This window comes from Candidatus Binataceae bacterium, assembly GCA_035500095.1.
Taxonomy (GTDB): domain Bacteria; phylum Desulfobacterota; class Binatia; order Binatales; family Binataceae; genus JAKAVN01.
On the sequence record DATJXN010000076.1, the window covers coordinates 12,664 to 32,082 of the forward strand.

Sequence of the window (19,419 nt, forward strand, 5' to 3'; positions counted from 1 at the left end):
GTTTGGTCACACGCGGCAAAGCGGGGAAACCGCGCAGACACGACACGAATCAGTTATGTAGCTTTTGCCCGCTCGTCAACGGCCCGGTTATCGAAAGCTATTGAACTCGATGCCATGTTCGCGACCGCACAGCGCCGCGGCGCCGCGCGCTCCTGTGCGCGAGGGAACAAACTCTGCTAGGAAGGACACTGGGGCCCGGCGCTGGCCGGACGCACCCGGTCCTCGCGCGGAGGCGAGCTGTGATGAAGGCGATCGACGGCGACAGTCACTTCATGGAACCGATGGATCTGTTCGAGCGTTATATCGACCCGGCATTTCGCGAGCGCACGGTGAAGCTGATCCGCAATCCCGAGACCGGCAAGGCCGAGATGCTCGCCGACGGCAAACCGCTCAAGCTCCGCGATGTCGACCAGATCATGGGCATCCTGGTCGGATACGGCGAGAAGGAGCAGGGCCTCGATATCGGCAACTTCGACCGTTACCTCGGCTACAGCCAGCAATGGCAGGACATGGACGCGCGCGTGCGCTTCCTCGACGAAGAAGGCTTCGACAAACAGGTGCTCTACCCGAGTCTCGGCATCGTATGGGAGGGCGAGGTCGACGATCCGGCGCTCGCCGACGCGCTCTGCCGCGCCTACAACACATGGGCCTTCGAGCTGGCCGCGCCGCACAAGGACCGGCTGTTCCCCGCCGCTCACATCTCGATTCGCGATTACGCGCTCGCCGTGCGCGAGATGGAACGCGTGGCGAAACTCGGCGCACGGTCGATCTTCGTCTCTTCGGCGCCGGTGCGCGGGCACAGCTTCGGTCATCCGGAGTTCGACCCGGTGTGGGCGGCGGCCGAAGCGCTCGACCTCGCGGTCGGCATCCACCTGGTCTCGCATCGCAACTACACCGGCAGCGCCTGGTACAAGGATCCCAAGCCGGGCCTGATGTACTTCACGATGAGCATCATCCAGGATCCGCGGATGGCGCTGACCACGATGGTGGTGGACGGCGTGTTCGAGCGCTTCCCCAAGCTGCGCGTGGCCACAGTCGAAGCGATGGTCGGATGGGTGGGCGAATGGATCGAGCGGCTGGATTATCGCTACTCGTACATGGGCCACACTTCGCAGATGAAACGCCCGGCCGAGGAATACTTCCATCGCAACATCTGGGTCAGCGCCGATCCGGAGGAGCGGATGTTTCCGTACATCGTGCAGTTCGCCGGCGACGATCGCTTCTTCATCGGCTCGGACTATCCGCACGCCGAGGGTTTCGTGCGGCCGGTGGAAAAAGCGCGGAGCCGTCTGGCCTCGCTGCCCGCGGCGTCGATCGACAAGATTCTCGAGACCAACGCGCGCGACTTCTACCACATCTGATTTCCGCCCTTGGCGCGCCGCGGATGGTTGCCCGCGCGGCGGATTCGAGGTAGCGTGATGCAGTATAATGCATCCTGACGCTCAAGCCGCCCTTCGCGCCAAATCAGGCCGGTCTTCACCGGGACAATCCTCACCGGACCAATCCTCACCGAACCAATCTTCGGGCGCTCCGGCCGATTCGTCCCCGCTGGAGACCGACGTTCCCCTCGCCTACTTGCGGCTCCTCGGTGAGCGCGTCCGCGACGCGCGGGCGCGGCACGGGATGACGCGCCGGATGCTAGCGCATGACTGCGGCGTGTCGGAGCGCTACCTGGCGGAGCTCGAAAGCGGACGCGGCAACTTCTCGATCGTGCTGCTCCGCCGCGTGGCCGCGGCGATCGACGTTCCGCTCGCCGACCTGGTGAGCGAAGATCTGCCGCCGGTCGAGTATGCGCTGGTCGCCGAACGGCTGCGCCGCCTCAAACCGGCCGAACTGACGGAAGCGGCTGCGATCCTCGCCAAGCGATTTGGCGGCGACGCGCGACGGGCGCAGCGCATCGCGCTCATCGGACTCCGCGGCGCCGGCAAGAGCACGCTCGGCGCGCTGCTCGCGGAGCGTCTGGGCTGGGAATTCGTTGAGCTGAGCCGCGAAATCGAGCGCGAAGCCGCGGTCGGCGTGAACGAGATTTTCGATCTGTGGGGCCAGGCCGCGTATCGCCGCTACGAACGGCGCGCGCTCGAGCGCGTCGTGCTCACACGCTCGCGGGTGGTGATCGCGACCGGCGGCGGTCTGGTTTCCGAACTCGCCACCTTCGAACGCCTGCTGGAGGCGTGTTACACGGTCTGGCTGCAAGCCTCGCCCAACGATTACTGGGAACGCGTACTGCGCCAGGGCGATTACCGGGTCAGCCACGGCGTCAGCGCGAAAGAGGCGCTGGCCGACATGCGGCGCATCCTCGCGCAGCGCGAGGCGCTCTACTCCAAGGCCGACGTCCGGCTCGATACCGGCGGCAAGACCCCGGCCCAATCGCTGCGCGAACTGGCTGCGCTGGTGCGCAAGGCGCGCGAACCCGGAGCGCGCGAGCGGCGAAATGCCGCGGCCTCCTCCGGGACGCTTAAGCGTGCAAAATGAGCCTTGACTTAAGTGCGGCCGCATGAATTATATTGCAGGTGACGGGGGCCATGGATTCGCCCGCGAAAGGGCTAGCGACGTGCGATCGGAGCCGCGACCGGCAGCACGGTAATGATGAACACGGCAGCGATGAAATCGATAAATTTCGAAACCCATCCGGACCGCTACCGGCATTGGAAACTCGAGACCGCGCGCGAGCACGCGCGGCTCACGATGAAGGTCGATGAGTCCGGCGGCCTTTTTCCGGGCTACGCGCTCAAGCTCAACTCGTACGACCTCGGCGTGGATATCGAGCTTGCCGACGCCGTGACGCGCCTGCGCTTCGAGCATCCGGGCGTGAGCGTGGTCACGATCGACAGCGCCCTTGAGGGGATGTTTTGCGCGGGCGCCAACATCTTCATGCTTGCCCACGCCGATCACGGCTTCAAGGTCAACTTCTGCAAGTTCACCAACGAGACCCGCCTCGCGATTGAGGACGCGGCCGCCAACAGCGGGCAGCATTACGTGGCCGCGCTCAACGGCACTTGCAGCGGCGGCGGCTACGAACTGGCACTCGCTTGCGAGGAGATAATCCTGGTGGACGACCGGCGCTCGGCAGTGAGCCTGCCCGAGATCGCGTTTCTCGGCGTTCTGCCGGGGACCGGCGGCCTCACCCGGCTCGTCGACAAGCGCAAGGTGCGCCGCGACCTCGCCGACGTCTTCGCCACGCTGGCCGAGGGAGTGCGGGGCGAGCGCGCGGTCAAATGGGGTCTGGTTGACGCGGTCGCGCCGCGCTCGCGCTTCAACGAGGCGGTGGCGGAGCGCGTCGCGGCGCTGATCGATCCGGAGCGTGCTGGACGCGCGGGTGTCACGCTGGACGCACTCGCGCCCGCCGAGGGCGGGAACGAAATCCGCTATCGGCATCTCACGCTGCGCCTCAATCCAGCCGAGCGCCTGGCCGAACTGCTTATCCAAGGGCCCGAAAGCGTGCCCGCGATTCCGCCCGAGGCGACCGCGCCCGGCGCGGAGTTCTATCCGCTTCGGCTTTTTCGTGAAATCGACGACGCGTTGCTGCGCCTGCGCTTCAACTATCCGGAAATCGGGCTCGTGCTGATCAAATCCGCGGGCGACCTCGGGCGGGTGGCCGAAATGGACCGCGCGCTATGGGAGCATCGTGGCGACTGGTTCATCAACGAAACGCTGCTTCTGATGAAACGCGCGCTGAAGCGGCTCGATCTGACCGCCAAAAGCTTTTTCGCGATCGTCGAGCCGGGCTCATGCTTCGCTGGTTCGATCTTCGAGCTCGCGCTCGCCGCCGACCGTATCTACATGAAGTCCAGCGCCGGCGCGCGGATCGCGACCGGGGCGCTGAACGCGGGCGCGCTTGCGATGCACAACGGCCTGAGCCGCCTTGCCACGCGTTTCATCGCCGACCCCGCGCGCGCTGCGGCGCTCGCCGCCGGAGGAACCTTCGACGCCGAGGCGGCCCCGGAGGTCGGACTCGTGACCGCCGCGCCCGACGAGCTGGATTGGGAGGAGGAGCTGCGCCTCGCGGTAAGCGAACGGCTTTCGCTCTCGCCCGATGCACTCACCGGCATGGAGGCAAGCATCCGGTTCGCCGGACCGGAGACGATGGAGACGCGGATTTTCGGACGGCTCTCTGCCTGGCAGAACTGGATCTTTCAGCGCCCCAACGCGACCGGCGAGCATGGCGCGCTCAAGCTTTACGGCCAGCCACAAAGCCCGCAGTTCGATTACCGGCGCACCTGAACCCAACGCGCGCCGCTCGCGTGGCGCGCCGGAGCTTTATTTGCGATGATCGGCGAAATCCCCAACAACGTTGACCTCGATCACGACCAGCAGCTGCGCCGCGCGCTCGCGACGTGGCATCCGCGCTTCCTGCAGTGGTGGAACGAAGTCGGCCCCGAGGGCTTCGACACTTCCACGGTTTACCTGCGCACCGCGATCAACGCGTCGGCCGACGGATGGGCCAACTACACGTACGTGAAAATGCCGGAGTACCGATGGGGCATCTTCCTGGCCCCGCCCGAGAACCGCAAGATCGGCTTCGGCGACGACCCGGACGCCGACCCGTGGCAGCTGGTGCCGGGCGAGTTTCGCAAGGAGCTGCGCCGCATCATTGTGACCCAGGGCGATACCGAGCCGGCCTCGGTCGAGCAGCAGCGCCATCTCGGCCAGACCGCGCCCTCGCTCTATGATCTGCGCAACCTCTTCCAGGTCAACGTCGAGGAGGCGCGCCATCTGTGGGCGATGGTCTATCTGCTGCATCGCTTCTTCGGGCGCGACGGCCGCGAGGAGGCCGAGGAGTTGCTCACGCGCCGCAGCGGCCATCGCGACCATCCGCGCATCCTGACCGCGTTCAACGCGCCGATCCGCGACTGGCTGGATTTCTATTGTTTTGCGATGTTCACCGATCGCGACGGCAAGTACCAGCTCGAATCGCTCTCCGAGAGCGGCTTCGACCCGCTCTCGCGCACCACGCGCTTCATGCTGACCGAAGAAGCGCATCACATGTTCGTCGGCGAAACAGGGGTGCAGCGCGTCGTGCAGCGCACGGCGGATTTGATGAAACAGTCGGGCCGCGCCGACATCCATGCGCTCGGCGGCATCGAGCTCTCGGTGATTCAGAAGTACATCAACCTCTGGTACTCGGAGAGCCTCGATCTCTTCGGCGCCGAGGATTCGAGCAACGCGGCGACCTACTTCGCGACCGGGATCAAGGGGCGCTACCGCGAGCACACGGCCAATGCTTACCGGGAGCATCGCGCGCTCGAGGGCGAATACGAGATGCGCCTGCCCGGCGGCGCGGTCGAGCGGATTCCGCTGCGCCGCGCGATGAACGCGGTCCTGCGCGACGCCTACGCACAGGACTGCGAGCGCGGGCTCGCGCGATGGAACCGCGAACTTGCCGCGCGCGGCCTCGAAGAGCGCCTCGCGCTGCCGCACGTCGGCTTCAATCGCAAGGTCGGCCTGTACGCAGGGCGGAACTGCGATCCAAAGGGGAATGTGCTGGCGGCCGAAGAGTACGCGGCGCGCCGCGGCGAATGGCTGCCCACTGAAGAGGACCGCGCGCGCAACGCGGAACTGATGCGGCCGGTGTATGAGCCGGGCAAAGTCGCTGGATGGATCGCGCCGCCCGCCAAGGGTATCAACGGCCAGCCGCTCGATTTCGAGTACGTGATTCTGACCTGACGGCGCGCACCGCGCCGCGGGTTAGCCGCGGTCGCGCAGCGCGCGGCGCAGGATCTTGCCGTTGGCGGTCTTGGGCAGCTCCGCCATGAATTCGATTCGCTGCGGCACCTTGTAGGGCGCGATCACGGCGCGCACGTGATTGCGAATCTCCTCGGCCAGCGCCTCTGACGGCGCGTATCCGGCACGCAGCGCGAGGAAACCTTTGATGGTCGCGCCGATCTGCGCGTCGGGAATCCCCACCACGGCTGCCTCCAGCACCGCCGGATGCTCGAGCAGTGCGGACTCGACTTCCTTGGGCGAAACCAGGTACGCGCGGCTCTTGATCAAATCGTCGGCGCGCGAGACGTACCAGAAGTAACCGTCGGCGTCGACGTACGCGATGTCCTGCGTGTAGTACCATCCGCCGCGATTCACCGGGGCCCATCGCGCCGCCCCCTTGCGATAGCCGATGGTGAGCCCGGGGTGGTCGTTGCGGAGCACAAGATGGCCCGGCTCGCCGCGCTTGCGCTCGCCTCCCTGGTCGTCAAGAATCGCAGCCTCGTAGCCGCGGAGCGGCTTGCCCATCGAGCCCGGCCGAATTTCCATTCCGATCCGGTTGCTGATGAAAATGTGCGTCTCGGTCTGTCCGATGCCGTCGTAGATCGTCACGCCGAAGCGGCGGCGGAATTCATTAAAGGTGTCGGCGGGCAGCGCCTCGCCGGCGCTGACGCAGGCGCGCAGCGAACCGAGCCGGTAGCGCCCCTCCGTGTCGGGCAGCGCGAGCATCATCCGGTAGATCGTCGGCACCGCGGCGAAGATGGTCACGCGATGGCGCTCGATGGCTTCGAAAGCGGTCTCGGGCGTAAAACGGCCATGCGGCACCACGATCGCCGCCCCTTCCATCAGCGGATACAGGCATCCGGCGCCGAGCGGATACATGAACGACCAGTCCTGCGGCTGATAGCAGACGTCGTCCGCGCTCATCCGCACCATCTCGCGGTTGTACGGATCGCCCGCGCCGATCAGCCATCGATGGGCCTGCTGAACGCCCTTTGGATCGCCGGTGGTGCCGGAGGTATAGATAATGAACGCCGGCTGGTCGCGATGGGTCCGCACAGGCGCGAAGTCATCCGACGCGCCGGCCATCAGGCGCTCCCACGAAAGCGCGCGTTTGCCGTCAACCATCGCCGCTTCCGCGGCCGCATCCGTGCCTGCGAGTATCACGTGACGGAGCATCGGCGTGCGCGCGCTCACCGCCTCGATCGGGCCGACCATCTCGGGCGTCGAGACGGCGGCCACCGCGTCGCTGTTGAGCAGAATTTTCTCGACCTCGTGGTCGCGGAACAGGAAACTGGTCGGCGCGGGAATCGCGCCGGTTTTGATCGTGCCGAGTATCGCGATTAGCGTCTGGAGACTGGTGCCGAGCCGCAGCATCACGTGATCGCCCGGGCCGACGCCGAGCGCCGACAGCGCATTTGCGAAGCGATTGGTGAGCACGCGCAGGTCGGCGAAGCTGTAGGTGCGGCCCTCGGCCCAGGCGGCGACGCGCGCGCCGCGGCCTTCCTCGACGTGGCGATCGACGACGTAGCTCGCGATATTGAGTTCGTCGGGAATTTCGAGATAGGCGCGCGGGCCTGTCGGTTTGGAGGTCATCCTAATTTCGCTAATTTCGCTAATTTCGCTAATTTCGCCAATTTCGCAGGTTTCGCCTGGAAATTGCGCTTTGCGGATTCCGTGCCGGCAGCTTTCTTCGAGCGGCGCGCTTCGCCCACTCCCATCGGTCTCGCGCCTACGTTATGTTTACAGAGCGATTCTCGTCAACGAGACTGCTCGAACGCACGATTCATTTCTTCACTGCTTCATCTTTTCAGGTTGTCGCGAGACTGCGCCCAAAGAACTACATCCGAGACGACGCCCGAGATTATACCGATGATTCATAAAGCGATGGGCACGGCGGCGCTGATCCTCTTCGGCGTCATCTGCGCCGCCGCGCTCGCCGAGGTCGGCGTGCGTATCGCCAACCATTTCTTTCCCTACTTTTACTGCTACGACGCAGCGCGCGGGTGGGGCCTGCGGCCGCATACGGCGGGCTACTACCGCCGTGAAGGCGCCGCCTATGTCGAGATCAACGGCGCAGGCTTTCGCGGACCCGAGTTCGCGATTCCCAAACCGCCCGGCACGGTCCGTATCGCGGTGATCGGCGACTCTTACACCGAGGCCATGCAGGTGCCGTATGAAGATACGTTCGCCTCGGTCGCGGCGCACCGGCTCGCGCAATGCCCGTTGTTCAAGGGACGGCGCGTCGAGGCGCTCAACTTCGGCGTTGACGGCTACGGCACCACGCAGGAACTGGTGACGCTGCGCGACAAAGTGTGGGCCTACCAGCCCGATATCGTGGTGCTCGCGATTTTCCTCGGCAACGACGTGCGCAACAACTCGGTCTCGCTCGAGCCCAACTTGTGCCGCCCCTTTTATCTCGAGGGCGACGGCAATCTCGTACCGGCGGGGCCCTTTGAGAGCTCGAATTCGTTTCGGCTGTGGTGCATGGCGCGCTTCGACTACCGGAAATCGGGTTTGTTCTCTCTGCTCGGCGGAGCCTGGACGATCCTGACCAGCCGCAATCAGCAACCGACGGCCGACCTGCCGGTCGAACGCGCGATCAATTACGACATCTACAAGCCGCCGACCCAGCAGGTATGGCGCGACGCATGGCAGCTCACCGACGATATGATCGCTGAAATGCATCGCGAGGTCGCCGGCCACGGCGCGGCGTTCCTGACTGTGACGCTCGATACCAGCATCCAGGTATGGCCCGACGCCAGCGTGCGCGACAATTTCATGAAGCACATCGGCGTAAGCGACCTCTTCTATCCGGACCGCCGAATCGCCGCGCTCGGCGAGCGCGACGGCTTCGAGGTCCTGACCCTCGCCGAGCCGCTGTACCAGTACGCCGCGGCTCATCATGCCTTCCTCCATGGTTTCGCGAACAGCAAGATCGGGTTTGGCCACTGGAACGTGGAGGGCCATCGCGTAGCCGGCGAGCTTATCGGCGAGCGGCTGTGCGCAATGGCCGAGGCCGGCAAGTGCGCGGGCTGCGCGGCCGGCCCCCGCGCGCGGTCCGCAGCGGCGCCGCGCTAGCGGCACGCCCGCGGCTGCACGCCTCGCGCGCCGACGCGCACCGCGCTGGGGCGGCCTCATCCCGGTATCCCTGGAAGGCAGGTCGACTCACGGCAGCCCCCGCCCCGGCGAAACGATTGCTTTTTGCACGACCCGCGCTCATCGCGGTCTTCGAATCGAAACCCGCCGATCACACATTTTTGCTCCTTCCGAAAGACGGTGTTCATCATCCGTTCAAACCGGATGGCTAGATTGGCGCGTCAGCGCGGGTCGTGTCGATTCGCGCGCTAACCAAACTCCAGGGAGGAGAAACTCACTATGCGAGGGACTAAACTGCTCGCGCGCAGCCTCTGCGTGCTCGCGATAGGTGCGCTCTGCGCGGGAGCCGCGGCGGCGGGCACGGCTGCGACTCCCATCCAGCACGTCGTGGTGATCTTTCAGGAAAATGTGTCCTTCGATCATTACTTCGCCAGCTATCCCAACGCGGCCAACCCGGCGGGCGAGCCTCAGTTTTTCGCGCAACCCGGAACCCCCACGGTTAACGGACTGACCGGCGCGTTGCTGACCAACAATCCCAACAAGAACAATTCGACCAACGTCCCCCAAATCAATCCGTTTCTTCTCGATCGCTCCCAGGCCTCGACTTGCGACCAGGATCACAATTATGGCGACGAGCAGCTGGCCTTCGATGGAGGAGTGATGGATCTGTTCCCGGCCAGCGTCGGCGTAGGGGAAAGCGCCTTTTGTCTCGACCAATATTCGTACGGAATGGGCAATGCGATCGTCGAAGGCTACTTTGACGGTAACACCGTCACCGCGATGTGGAACTACGCGCAGAATTACGCGCTCAACGACAATTTCTACGGGACGACCTTCGGCCCGTCGACGCCCGGCGTGTTGAACCTGGTCGCGGGCACCACTTACCCGGCGACCGTCAGCGCGGCCTCCGCCAAAATCGCGAACCCCGTCGGCCTGACCGGCACGCTCACCGGCGATCTGGATCCCGCCGGCGACGTTTGCTCGGGCTCGCCGACCATTCAGATGGGCGGACAGAATATCGGCAACCTGTTGAGCGCGCAGGGGTTAAGCTGGGGTTCGTTCATGGGCGGCTTCGACCTGACCATCACGAATCCGAATGGGACGACGGGATGCAAACGATCCAGTCCGGCAACCGCGGCCAACGACATCACGAATTTCCCCCCGCAGCCGGGCGATAATAACTTTACCGCCGACTACATTCCGCACCATGCCTTCTTCAATTATTGGTCGAGCACGGCGAACCCAACTCACGCCCGGCCTACCGTTGCGCCAAGCGAGTACGGCATGTTCAGCTCGACCGGTCCGGGAACGACCGACGCCGCCAACCACAACTATGACACCAACGACTTTTTCGCGGCGCTCAATGCGGGCAATCTGCCGGCGGTCAGCTTTCTCAAGGCGCCCGCCAACATGGACGGCCATGCGGGCTACTCCGATCCGCTGCTGGAGCAGGAATTCGTGGTTGATGTCATCAATGCGGTGGAGAGCTCGGATTTCTGGAGCAGCACGGCGGTGATAATCACCTGGGATGACTCCGACGGCTGGTACGACCATCAGATGGGCCCGATCGTGAACCCTTCGGCCTGGACGCAGACTGCTTTTACCCCAACCTCGAACCGGCAGAACAGCGATCAGCTAAATGGTCTCGGCAAGTGCGGGAACGGCACGCCGCTCAACAACATCGAGGGCCGCTGCGGCTACGGTCCGCGAATCCCGATGCTGGTGATCTCGCCTTACGCCAAGACGAATTTCGTCGACCACACCTTGACCGACCAAAGCTCGATCATTCATTTCATCGAGGACAACTTCCTGGGCGGCCAGCGTATCGGCGGCGGTTCGTTCGACGCGATTTCGGGATCACTCGAGAATATGTTTGACTTCTCGCAGAAGGTGAACCCGGGTCATCGCCATCAGGTATTGCTCGATCCCTCGACCGGATTGGTGACCGGCGGCCACAAGTAAAGCAATCGTTTTGCGACATGACCCGGGCGGGCGCGTGCAACCCACGCGCCCGCCTCGTCATTTTCCTTCCCTCCGAGCCAGCCCAGTCGCCGGTAGAATAGAGAATTGTTCCGTCGGGATCGCGCATTGCCTTTACCCTCCGGACTCTGGTCGAATGATGCGCAATCGTGAACGCCCGACCAGTACTGTCCGCGCGCTCAAGCGGTCAAACCAATCCGCGGGTTGCGCCCGGCCGCGCATGCATGGCGCTGCGAGCGAGGCTCGCCGTCAGGATCGTCGCAAGGACGTGTCCGGCGATTCGCGCAGCCGTCCTTACCGCGATCCTCGCCGGCGGCTTGGCGGTCGGCGCCCGATGCGCCCGCGCGGAGCAGACCGCCCCACCCGTCACCGAGACAAATATCGGTCCCAGTCCTGGCGCTGAGCCAGCGGTTGCGGAGCGCGAAATCCTGCAATCCGCCGCGGCGCTCGAACAGCTTGCGCGCGCGAACTTCGGCGACCTCGACGACGCCGAACTGAAGCTCGTGCACGCCGCGCCGCAGCGCGCCCTGATATGGGCCGGGCCGAACAACGATGCGAGCAGCGCGGCCAACGATCCGTCGAAAGCCTCCGAATGGCCGCCTGAACGGACGATCCGCGCGGAACTCATCCGATGGCTTGCCGCCGACCCGCAGGCGCGGCCGTACGTTCATCCAAGCGGCCTCGGAATCGGCGGTGCGGCGATTGCAGGACAGCTCGACCTTTCTTACCTGACGGTCACGACGCCGCTCACGATCATCAACTCGTCCATTCCCGGGGGGATCGACTTCTCCTTCGCGCATCTGCAGGGCCTGGATCTCTCGCGCGACGAGGTTGGTCCCGTCACCGGCGATCGCGCGACGCTCGCGACCGACCTCCAGTTGACCGGCGGCAAGTACGGTCCCGTCTCCGCCGACCGTATCGCGATTGGGGGCGACGTGCAGCTGGTCGGCGGCGACTACGGGCCGGTCAGTCTCTTTCGCGCGGAAATCGGCGGCAGCCTCGATTGCAGCGCGGGACGCTTCGTCGGCGGCCCCGATCCGCTCTCGATTGTGGAGGCGGACATCAAGGGCGACGCGTCGTTCAACAACGGCTTCACCAGCAACGGCGTGGTCGACCTGACGCTCGCGCAAATCGGCCGCGGCCTCAGCTTCAAGGACGCGCATTTCGTCGGCGCCGGCGTCAACGGACTCAACGCGGACCGCGCCACGATCGGCGCAACGTTTTACTGGGACAGCATCGCTCGCACGCCCGGCACGGAACTCAACCTGACCAGCGCGCGCGCCGCAGCGCTCTGGGACGACGCCGCAAGCTGGCCCGCGCCGGGCAATCTCTTTGTCGACGACTTCGTGTACGGCGATATCAGCGGCGGGCCGATCGACGCGGCGAGCCGGCTGCGATGGCTTGCGCGCCAGTCGCCAGGCTATCGGCCGCAACCGTACGGCCAACTCGCGAAGGTGATGCGCGAGCGCGGCTCTGAGATCGGCGCCGTCGACGTGCTGATGGCCAAGGAGGACGCGCGCCGCGAACGGGGCGGTCTCGGATGGGGCGAGCGGCTGTGGAGCCGCGTGCTCGGCGTCACGATCGGATACGGCTACCGCCCGATGCGCGCGCTTTGGTGGATCCTGAGCTTCGTCGCTCTGGGCTCGCTGCTGTTCGGAATCGGCTACCGCGAGCGCGCAATCACGCCGACCGAGCCCGACGCTTACGATTCGTTCGTGAAGACCGGCGAGCCGCCGCGGCACTATCCGCCGTTCAATGCCGTCGTTTACTCGCTGGAGAATTTCCTGCCGGTCGTCGACTTGCATCAGGGCACCTACTGGCGGCCCAATCCGCGGCACGGAACGGGCGGGCGGATGCGCGCGCTCTCGGGCACGCTGCTGCGATGGTACCTGTGGGTACATATTCTCGCCGGATGGATAATCACGCCGCTGCTCGCGGCGGGACTCTCGGGCCTGCTCCACCCCGATTGACGCGGCCGCCAACCCCGACCCGTGTTTTGGAGATCGCGTGCCGAGGTGTGCTACACAGAAACTGATCCGCCGCGGGCGATAGCAATCGCAACGGCCGGGAAGACTTCACGACCAATTGCGCACACACGGGAGGTAAACGGTGGCATCGATCGAATTCGGCGTGGCGCTGACCTCGGTCAAGGGAGTGGCTGAGTTCGCCCGCCGCGCCGAGCAACTCGGCTACGACTATCTGACCTGTGGCGAACACGTGATGTTCCACGGACCGGTCTCGAACTCGCTCATCGCGCTCTCGGTAGCCGCCGGAGCGACCGAGAAGCTCAAGCTGATGAGCTCGATCGTGCTGCTGCCGCTGTATAACCCGGTGATGCTGGCCAAGCAGGCCTCGGTGCTCGACGTCGCTTCGGGCGGACGCTACCACCTTGGCGTCGGAATCGGCGGCGAGTTCCCCAAGGAGTTCGAAGCGATCGGCGTGCCGGTCAAGCAGCGCGCATCGCGCTCCAACGAGGCGCTCGAAGTGATCAATAAGCTCTGGACGGAAAAGAACGTCAGCTTCGAGGGCCGCTACACGCGATTCTCCGGCGTCACGCTCGAGCCGGCGCCGGTGCAGAAGCCGCGCCCTCCGATCTGGGTCGCCGGGCGCAAGGAGCCTGCGATGCGCCGCGCGGCGAAGTACGCCGACGGCTGGCTGCCGTATATGTACACGCCCGAGATGCTGCGCGAGAGTGTTGCGAAAATCGACGCGTTCGGTCGCGAGGCCGGACGCGACATGAGCGGCTTTCGTCCGGGACTGTTCATCTTCGCCGCGGTCTATCCGGATCGCAAGGAGGCCGAAGAGGTCGCGGCGCGTTCGCTCGGCAAGAATTACGCGCAGGACTTCTCCAAGATCGCCGGGCGCTACGTGCTCTACGGCAGCCCCGAGGATTGCCGCAAGCGCTTGCGCGAATACGTCGACGCCGGCGCGCGCCACGTGATGTTCAGCTGGGCCTGCCGCCACGACGATATCGAACGCAACATGGAAACGATCGCCAAAGAGGTGATACCGGCCTTCCGCTGAGGCCTCCGGCGATTCCGCGCCGCGCGCGCGGCCGTATCGAGGCGCAATCCAATGCCAGAGTCTCCGGCCAAATCGCCATCGGGACCGCTAAGCGGCGTCCGCGTCGTCGACCTCACGCAGAATCTTTCCGGGCCGATGGCGACGATGATCCTCGGCGACCAGGGTGCCGACGTGATCAAGGTCGAGCCGCCGGGAATCGGCGATTTCACGCGCGCGATGGGCGGGACGAAGCGCGGCGTCGGGCCGGGCTTCGCCATGATCAACCGCAACAAACGCTCGATCGCGCTCAACCTGCGCGATCCGCGCGGCCTCGCGCTGCTCAAGCGGATGGTAGCGGGCGCCGACCTGTTCGTGCAGAACTACCGCCCGGGCGTGGCCGAGCGGATGGGCGTCGGCGAGACGGCGCTGCGCGCGGTCAAGCCGGACCTCATCTATGTTTCAATCAGCGGCTTCGGCGAAAGCGGCCCGTACGCCGACCAGCGGGTTTACGATCCGGTAATCCAGGCGCTCTCCGGGCTCGCCGCGATCCAAGCCGACGTCGAAACCGGCCGCCCGCACATGATCCGGCTGATCATTCCCGACAAGGTCACGGCCCTGACCGCGGCGCAGGCGATGACCGCGGCGCTCTTCGCGCGCCAGCGCACAGGCGAAGGACAGCACGTGCGGCTGGCGATGCTCGACGCGGTGATCGCGTTCCTGTGGCCCGAAGGGATGGCCGCGTACACCTTCGTCGGGAACAATCGTTCGAGCCTCCGCGCGGCCCGCGCGCGCGAGCTTATCTTCGAGACCACCGACGGCTTCGTCACCGCGGCCGCCAACACCGACTCCGAGTGGCAGGGTCTGTGCCGCGCGATCGAGCGCCCGCAATGGCTGAAGGACGAGCGCTTCAGAACGCCGGTGGACCGGATCCGCAACGCCGACGCGCGCCTGGAGCTGACCGCCGAAGTGCTGAAGACGAAAAGCTCCGCCGAGTGGCTCGAGCGCCTGCGCGCCAACCAGGTGCCCTGCGCGCCGGTGCTGAGCCGCGAGGAGATGATGCGCAACGCGCAGGTCGTGGCCAATCAGCTGATCGTCGAATCCGAGCATCCGCACGCGGGCGCGATGCGCCAGCCGCGTCCGGCGGCGCGTTTCGAGCGCACGCCGGCCGGGCTTGCCCGTTTCGCGCCGCTGCTCGGCGAACATACCGACGAAGTCCTTGCCGAAGCGGGCGTCGCCGCCGCCGAGCTCGCGCCGCTCCGCGAGCAGGGAGTGATCGCATAACCAATTCGGGCGCAGCGGAGCAACCTCGATGGGCAAAGCTGACGAAATTCTCGATCTCGACGCGGTAGGACTCTCGGCGAAACTGCGCGCGCGCGAACTTTCACCGGTCGAGGTCACCGACGCCTACCTCGACCGGATCGCAGCGACCGAAAAGCGCCTGTGCGCTTACATTACGGTCACCGCGGAACTCGCGCGCGCCTCCGCGATTGCGGCCGAGCGCGAAATCGCCGCCGGCAACTGGCGCGGCGTTTTTCACGGCGTGCCGGTCGCGCTCAAGGACCTCTGCTGCACCAGGGGCATCCTGACCACCAGCGGCTCCAAGGTGCTCGCCGACTACGTTCCCGACCACGACGCCACCGTATGGACCCGTCTTCAGGCCGCGGGGGCGATCCTGCTCGGCAAACTCAACATGCACGAGTTCGCCTGCGGCGGTACCGCCAGGACGGCATGGGGCACCACGCTCAATCCTTACGACGCCGAGCGCATCCCGGGCGGTTCCAGTTCCGGCTCCGGCGCCGCGATCGTCGCGCGCAGCGCCGCCGCCACGCTCGGCAGCGATACCGGCGGCTCGATCCGCATCCCGGCGGCGTTTTGCGGATGCGTCGGCCTTAAGCAGACCTGGAGCAGGGTCAGCCGCTACGGCGTCCTGCCCCTCGCGGACACGCTCGACCACGTCGGTCCGATCACCCGTAGCGTGCGCGACGCTGCGGCGATGCTCCAGGTGATCGCGGGCTACGACCCCAACGACGCGACCTCGAGCCGAGAGCCGGTACCAGACTACTCGGCGGCGCTCGGACGCGGCCTTAAGGGCGTGCGCATTGGAGTCATCAGCGAGCTTAACCGCGACGTCACCGCACAGGTCGGGGAGTCGTTCGGCGCCGCGATGCGCACGCTTCGCGACCTCGGTGCGATCGTCGATGAAGTTTCGATCCCGTCGATCGACGCGGCGCCCACGCTGGCGATGAACATCATGTACGCCGAGGGGCTCGAGTATCACGAGCGATGGTTCATCGAGCGTTCGCGGGACTACGGCCGCGGCGTGCGCCGGATGCTGGAGGCCGCGATGGCGCTCCCGGCAACGGCCTATATCCGCTCCCAACGCGCGCGCGCGCAGCTGATGGCCGAGACGATGCGCGCGCTTGAGGGCCGCGACGTGCTGGCCACGCCGGCCTGCATGGCGGCGCCGCTCAAGATCGCGGAAGCGCGCGAAGGCAAACTCGGCCTGGCGCAACTCATCCGTCATACGGCACCGTTCAACCTTACCGGGCAGCCGGCGCTGGCTATTCCGACCGGGATTGGCGCGGACCGCGCGCCGCTCGCGATGCAAATCGTCGGGCGGCCGTTCGACGAGCCTTCCGTGCTGCGCGTGGGCGACGCCTACCAGAGCGCGCGCGGCGCGCTGCCGCCGCCCGAGTTTAACTGAGACGCCCGGCGCTGCGTCTAGCGGAACGCTGGCATCACCATCTCGGCGAAATCGCGAAAGACCTCGCGCTGAAAATCCGCCGGCGGCTCGATCACCGTCTCTTTGATGCCGGCGGCTTCCATCGCGCGCAGTTGCGCGATCATCTCGTCCGGCTCGCCCACCAGACACGTGCCGTGAACCGCCTCGGCGCTGACGAATCGCCGCTCCTCGGGCTGCATGAAGGTGCCGTGGCCCTCGTGGATCTGGCGAAAGCGCGCGCGCTCGGGCAGGCTGTAGGAGCCGACGCGCCGCAGATAGTCGTCCCACACGTTGCGGAAGAAAGGCGGAATCGCTTCGTCTGCCTGGCCGCGCGCTTTCCAGTTCTCGTAGGCGAAGTGCAGCGCGCTCGTCACCTGCGCCCCGGTCTGATTGATCACGCGCTCCGAGGTCACGGGCTCGCCCGCGCGCAGCACGCACGCGCTCGTGAGCGCGGCGGTATGGAAATCCTGCCCAAGCCGGCGTCCCGCACGCTCGGCGCCTGCGCGAATTCGCGCCAGCCGTCCGCCGACCCGCGCATTGATTCCGCCTGCAGTTACCCAGCCATCGCCGAATTCACCCGCAGCCTCGCATACGCGCGGCCCGTTTGCGGCTACGTAAATCAGAATCGGATCGTCGAGATTGATGAAGCGGCGGTCGCGATGAAGGAACTTTATCTCACGCGTACGCCTGTTGAGGGTGTAATCGACAGCCTCGCCATGGAGTAGCGCGCGAAGGACCCTCAGGTACTCGCGAAACTCGGCGACCGGCATCGGGCTTTGCCCCATCACTCGCATCGCCGTGTGTCCCGTGCCGATCCCCAGGAAGGTGCGCCCCGGCGCTAACTGGTTGATGCTCGCGATGGAATGCGCGGTGACCGGCGCGATCCGTGTGCCGGCGATCGCGACTCCCGTCCCGATTTTGATACGGCGCGTGTTGACCGCCGCCAGCGCGAGCGTCGCGTAGCAGTCCGACCAGATCATCTGCGAATCGGGAATCCATGCGCGGTCGTAGCCAAGTTCCTCGGCATACCGGATCAGATCCCATTTGTTGACGTGCGTGTCGATTCCGATTCCGAATTCCATGGTCTTGCAATTCATAGCGCACAAAAGAACCGAAAGCCCACAAAAATCGGGAAGTTTTGCCGAAATTTGTCTAAAAGACACTGTTTAGGATACTTTAGGAGAGCTAATTCTAATCATAGCCACGCTAAGGAGATACTTGGAGCCCAATAACGCGGTTTGAAGGATGATGAAATTTGATGCTCTATCGGGTATCTTCGTGGTGTGGTTATGCCAAGCCACTTTGGGATTACTTAAGGAGGCTGGACAATGGAACTGACGACACGCCTGTATATTAGGCTTCGCGAGGCGGCCTCCAGGTCTTATCGCGGCCAGACTTATTCGGAATACGCTCTCATCTTCGTCTGCATTGTCGTTGCGCTGGTCGGCGGCTATCAGCTCATCGGGGGAAATTTGAGCAACTCGATGAATGGGGTTTCCAACCAGGTGGGCAACGCCTGAGATACGGCGAGCCAGCGAAGGGCGCCTTGCCCTTCGTTCGCTTCGAAACTTGCGGGCCGTCAGCGATCGCTGGCGGCCCGCACTTTTTTTCGCGCGTCTGACGGAGGCGAACGCGACTCAAAAGATTGAAGCCGGAAGGTCCGGCGACTCGAGCTAGCGCCCGGAGGCGCCTCCCAAGGCCACGGTCGGGTGTTCTTCAGGCGCGGACGCGGACTCGGACTCGATTCGGCGGGGGACCATCCGCGATCCCTGCTCGGCGCCGCTCTCTTCTTCCAGGTACTGAGCGTCCGAGTTCACCCGCCACAGATCGTAGGAGGCGCCCATGATGTTGCGGGCAGCCATCAGCCCGGTCATCATCGCGTGGTCCTGGTTATTGTACTTGTGCATCCCGTTGCGGCCGACCAGCTGCAGATTGGGCATCTCGCGTTCGACGAATTCGCGAATCACGTCAACCGCCCGGCGATAATCGCCGTCGTAAACCGGATAGGCGGCACGCTGGCGTACCACTGTTCCGTCCACGACCTGCGCCTCTTTGGCGAGTCCAAGCTTTGCGATTTCGCGGGTACCCAGCGCCACCAGGTCAGCATCCGCCGCGCTCCACATCGAATCCGAGTCGAAGCAGAAGTACTCCAGTCCCAGCACGGTGTAGCGCGAGTCCGGAACCATCTCCGGACTCCAGTTCTTGAAGTTCTGGATGCGGCCGACGCCGACGCCGGGCTCGTGGATATAGATCCAGTTGTCGGGGAAAAGTTCGGGGGTGTCGATGATGAGCGCGACGGTTATGAAATCCCGATATCTGAGGCTGCTGGCAGCGTGGGCGACTTCGGACGGCGCCGCCGGATCGAGTGCGCCAATGAGCTCACGGATCGGCATGGTCGAGATGAAATGGCTGCCGCTGTACACACGGTTGCCGCCCGCGGCCGAGGTGGTGATCGACTCTACGCCGCCTGGCCCGCGTTGAATCGCGACGGCCGACTCGCCCATCCTGAGCGCGGCGCCGCGGCTCTGAACGGTCCGCGCCAGTTCCTCCCACATCGCGCCGGGGCCTTGCGCGGGATAGCGGAAGCGGTCGATGAGGGTTTTTATCACCGGACCGTTGCGCCGGCCCATGCCGAGCGCGCGGCGAATCAGCACGCGCATCGAAAGGTCCTTGATTCGCTGGGCGGCCCAATCGGCGCTGATCTCGCTGCACGGGATGCCCCAAACCTTCTCCGTGTAGCTGCGGAAAAATGTCTCGTACAGCCGCCGCCCAAAGGCGTTTACGACCCAATCCTCGAAGCTGCGGATTTCGCGCTTGGGCCGCACGCGCGCGGCGGCGTAGCTCATCATGCAGGCCGCCGACTGGAGCAAGCCGAGCTTGCTCAGCGCGTCCCATGTCTCCAGCGGGTACTTGAA

14 protein-coding genes are annotated in these 19,419 nt (G+C 65.2%); 11 read left to right on the top strand and 3 right to left on the bottom strand.

Annotation, left to right across the window (positions count from 1 at the left end; all coding sequences use genetic code 11):
* Positions 1–242: 242 nt before the first annotated feature.
* The 4 genes from VMI09_07795 to boxB all read left to right on the top strand — a co-directional run bounded on the left by VMI09_07795 (position 243) and on the right by boxB (position 5,664).
* The gene (locus VMI09_07795) at positions 243–1,361 is read left to right on the top strand and encodes an amidohydrolase family protein (protein ID HTQ24584.1); all 1,119 of its coding nucleotides are present in this window, start codon (positions 243–245) and stop codon (positions 1,359–1,361) included.
* 67 nt (positions 1,362–1,428) lie between these two features.
* On the top strand, positions 1,429–2,472 hold the full coding sequence (locus VMI09_07800) for a helix-turn-helix transcriptional regulator (protein HTQ24585.1): 1,044 nt from the start codon (positions 1,429–1,431) through the stop codon (positions 2,470–2,472).
* Positions 2,473–2,583: 111 nt separating this feature from the next.
* Positions 2,584–4,221 carry a 2,3-epoxybenzoyl-CoA dihydrolase gene (gene boxC, locus VMI09_07805; protein HTQ24586.1) on the top strand — a complete coding sequence of 546 codons (1,638 nt, stop codon included), beginning with the start codon at positions 2,584–2,586 and terminating at the stop codon, positions 4,219–4,221.
* Between the two features lie 45 nt (positions 4,222–4,266).
* Positions 4,267–5,664, top strand: a complete 1,398-nt coding sequence (boxB, locus tag VMI09_07810; GenBank protein ID HTQ24587.1) for a benzoyl-CoA 2,3-epoxidase subunit BoxB — start codon at positions 4,267–4,269, stop codon at positions 5,662–5,664.
* Between the two features lie 21 nt (positions 5,665–5,685).
* Here boxB and VMI09_07815 read toward each other — a convergent pair whose 3' ends face one another.
* Entirely contained in the window at positions 5,686–7,296 is a 1,611-nt protein-coding gene (locus VMI09_07815) for an acyl-CoA synthetase (GenBank protein HTQ24588.1), read from the bottom strand.
* 276 nt (positions 7,297–7,572) lie between these two features.
* Between VMI09_07815 and VMI09_07820 the strand changes: the two genes are divergently transcribed.
* The 6 genes from VMI09_07820 to VMI09_07845 all read left to right on the top strand — a co-directional run bounded on the left by VMI09_07820 (position 7,573) and on the right by VMI09_07845 (position 16,486).
* On the top strand, positions 7,573–8,781 hold the full coding sequence (locus tag VMI09_07820) for an SGNH/GDSL hydrolase family protein (protein HTQ24589.1): 1,209 nt from the start codon (positions 7,573–7,575) through the stop codon (positions 8,779–8,781).
* A gap of 297 nt (positions 8,782–9,078) precedes the next feature.
* Positions 9,079–10,761, top strand: a complete 1,683-nt coding sequence (locus tag VMI09_07825; protein HTQ24590.1) for an alkaline phosphatase family protein — start codon at positions 9,079–9,081, stop codon at positions 10,759–10,761.
* Positions 10,762–11,003: 242 nt separating this feature from the next.
* Positions 11,004–12,749 (top strand): hypothetical protein, encoded by a 1,746-nt coding sequence (locus tag VMI09_07830; protein ID HTQ24591.1) that lies wholly within the window; start codon positions 11,004–11,006, stop codon positions 12,747–12,749.
* A 139-nt stretch (positions 12,750–12,888) separates the two neighbouring features.
* Positions 12,889–13,803, top strand: coding sequence for an LLM class flavin-dependent oxidoreductase (locus tag VMI09_07835; protein ID HTQ24592.1), 915 nt, complete (start codon positions 12,889–12,891; stop codon positions 13,801–13,803).
* A 51-nt stretch (positions 13,804–13,854) separates the two neighbouring features.
* The gene (locus tag VMI09_07840; protein ID HTQ24593.1) at positions 13,855–15,063 is read left to right on the top strand and encodes a CoA transferase; all 1,209 of its coding nucleotides are present in this window, start codon (positions 13,855–13,857) and stop codon (positions 15,061–15,063) included.
* A 28-nt stretch (positions 15,064–15,091) separates the two neighbouring features.
* Positions 15,092–16,486 (top strand): amidase, encoded by a 1,395-nt coding sequence (locus tag VMI09_07845; protein HTQ24594.1) that lies wholly within the window; start codon positions 15,092–15,094, stop codon positions 16,484–16,486.
* A 17-nt stretch (positions 16,487–16,503) separates the two neighbouring features.
* Here VMI09_07845 and VMI09_07850 read toward each other — a convergent pair whose 3' ends face one another.
* Positions 16,504–17,586 carry an LLM class flavin-dependent oxidoreductase gene (locus VMI09_07850; protein HTQ24595.1) on the bottom strand — a complete coding sequence of 361 codons (1,083 nt, stop codon included), beginning with the start codon at positions 17,584–17,586 and terminating at the stop codon, positions 16,504–16,506.
* A 246-nt stretch (positions 17,587–17,832) separates the two neighbouring features.
* Here VMI09_07850 and VMI09_07855 point away from each other — a divergent pair, with 246 nt between their 5' ends.
* Positions 17,833–18,024 carry a hypothetical protein gene (locus tag VMI09_07855; protein ID HTQ24596.1) on the top strand — a complete coding sequence of 64 codons (192 nt, stop codon included), beginning with the start codon at positions 17,833–17,835 and terminating at the stop codon, positions 18,022–18,024.
* A 153-nt stretch (positions 18,025–18,177) separates the two neighbouring features.
* On the opposite strand, the gene VMI09_07860 is transcribed toward VMI09_07855, so the two are convergent.
* The coding region (locus VMI09_07860; protein ID HTQ24597.1) for an NAD(P)/FAD-dependent oxidoreductase at positions 18,178–19,419 on the bottom strand (1,242 nt) is incomplete at its 5' end.

What these genes read in the sequence shown, in the direction of transcription:
- boxB (HTQ24587.1), top strand. Translation starts at nt 4,267, where the DNA reads ATGATCGGCGAAATCCCCAACAACGTTGACCTCGATCACGACCAGCAG.
- VMI09_07800 (HTQ24585.1), top strand. Translation starts at nt 1,429, where the DNA reads ATGCATCCTGACGCTCAAGCCGCCCTTCGCGCCAAATCAGGCCGGTCT.
- VMI09_07840 (HTQ24593.1), top strand. Translation starts at nt 13,855, where the DNA reads ATGCCAGAGTCTCCGGCCAAATCGCCATCGGGACCGCTAAGCGGCGTC.
- VMI09_07815 (HTQ24588.1), bottom strand. Translation starts at nt 7,296, where the DNA reads ATGACCTCCAAACCGACAGGCCCGCGCGCCTATCTCGAAATTCCCGAC.
- VMI09_07825 (HTQ24590.1), top strand. Translation starts at nt 9,079, where the DNA reads ATGCGAGGGACTAAACTGCTCGCGCGCAGCCTCTGCGTGCTCGCGATA.
- VMI09_07795 (HTQ24584.1), top strand. Translation starts at nt 243, where the DNA reads ATGAAGGCGATCGACGGCGACAGTCACTTCATGGAACCGATGGATCTG.
- VMI09_07820 (HTQ24589.1), top strand. Translation starts at nt 7,573, where the DNA reads ATGATTCATAAAGCGATGGGCACGGCGGCGCTGATCCTCTTCGGCGTC.
- boxC (HTQ24586.1), top strand. Translation starts at nt 2,584, where the DNA reads ATGATGAACACGGCAGCGATGAAATCGATAAATTTCGAAACCCATCCG.
- VMI09_07845 (HTQ24594.1), top strand. Translation starts at nt 15,092, where the DNA reads ATGGGCAAAGCTGACGAAATTCTCGATCTCGACGCGGTAGGACTCTCG.
- VMI09_07855 (HTQ24596.1), top strand. Translation starts at nt 17,833, where the DNA reads ATGGAACTGACGACACGCCTGTATATTAGGCTTCGCGAGGCGGCCTCC.
- VMI09_07830 (HTQ24591.1), top strand. Translation starts at nt 11,004, where the DNA reads ATGGCGCTGCGAGCGAGGCTCGCCGTCAGGATCGTCGCAAGGACGTGT.
- VMI09_07850 (HTQ24595.1), bottom strand. Translation starts at nt 17,586, where the DNA reads ATGGAATTCGGAATCGGAATCGACACGCACGTCAACAAATGGGATCTG.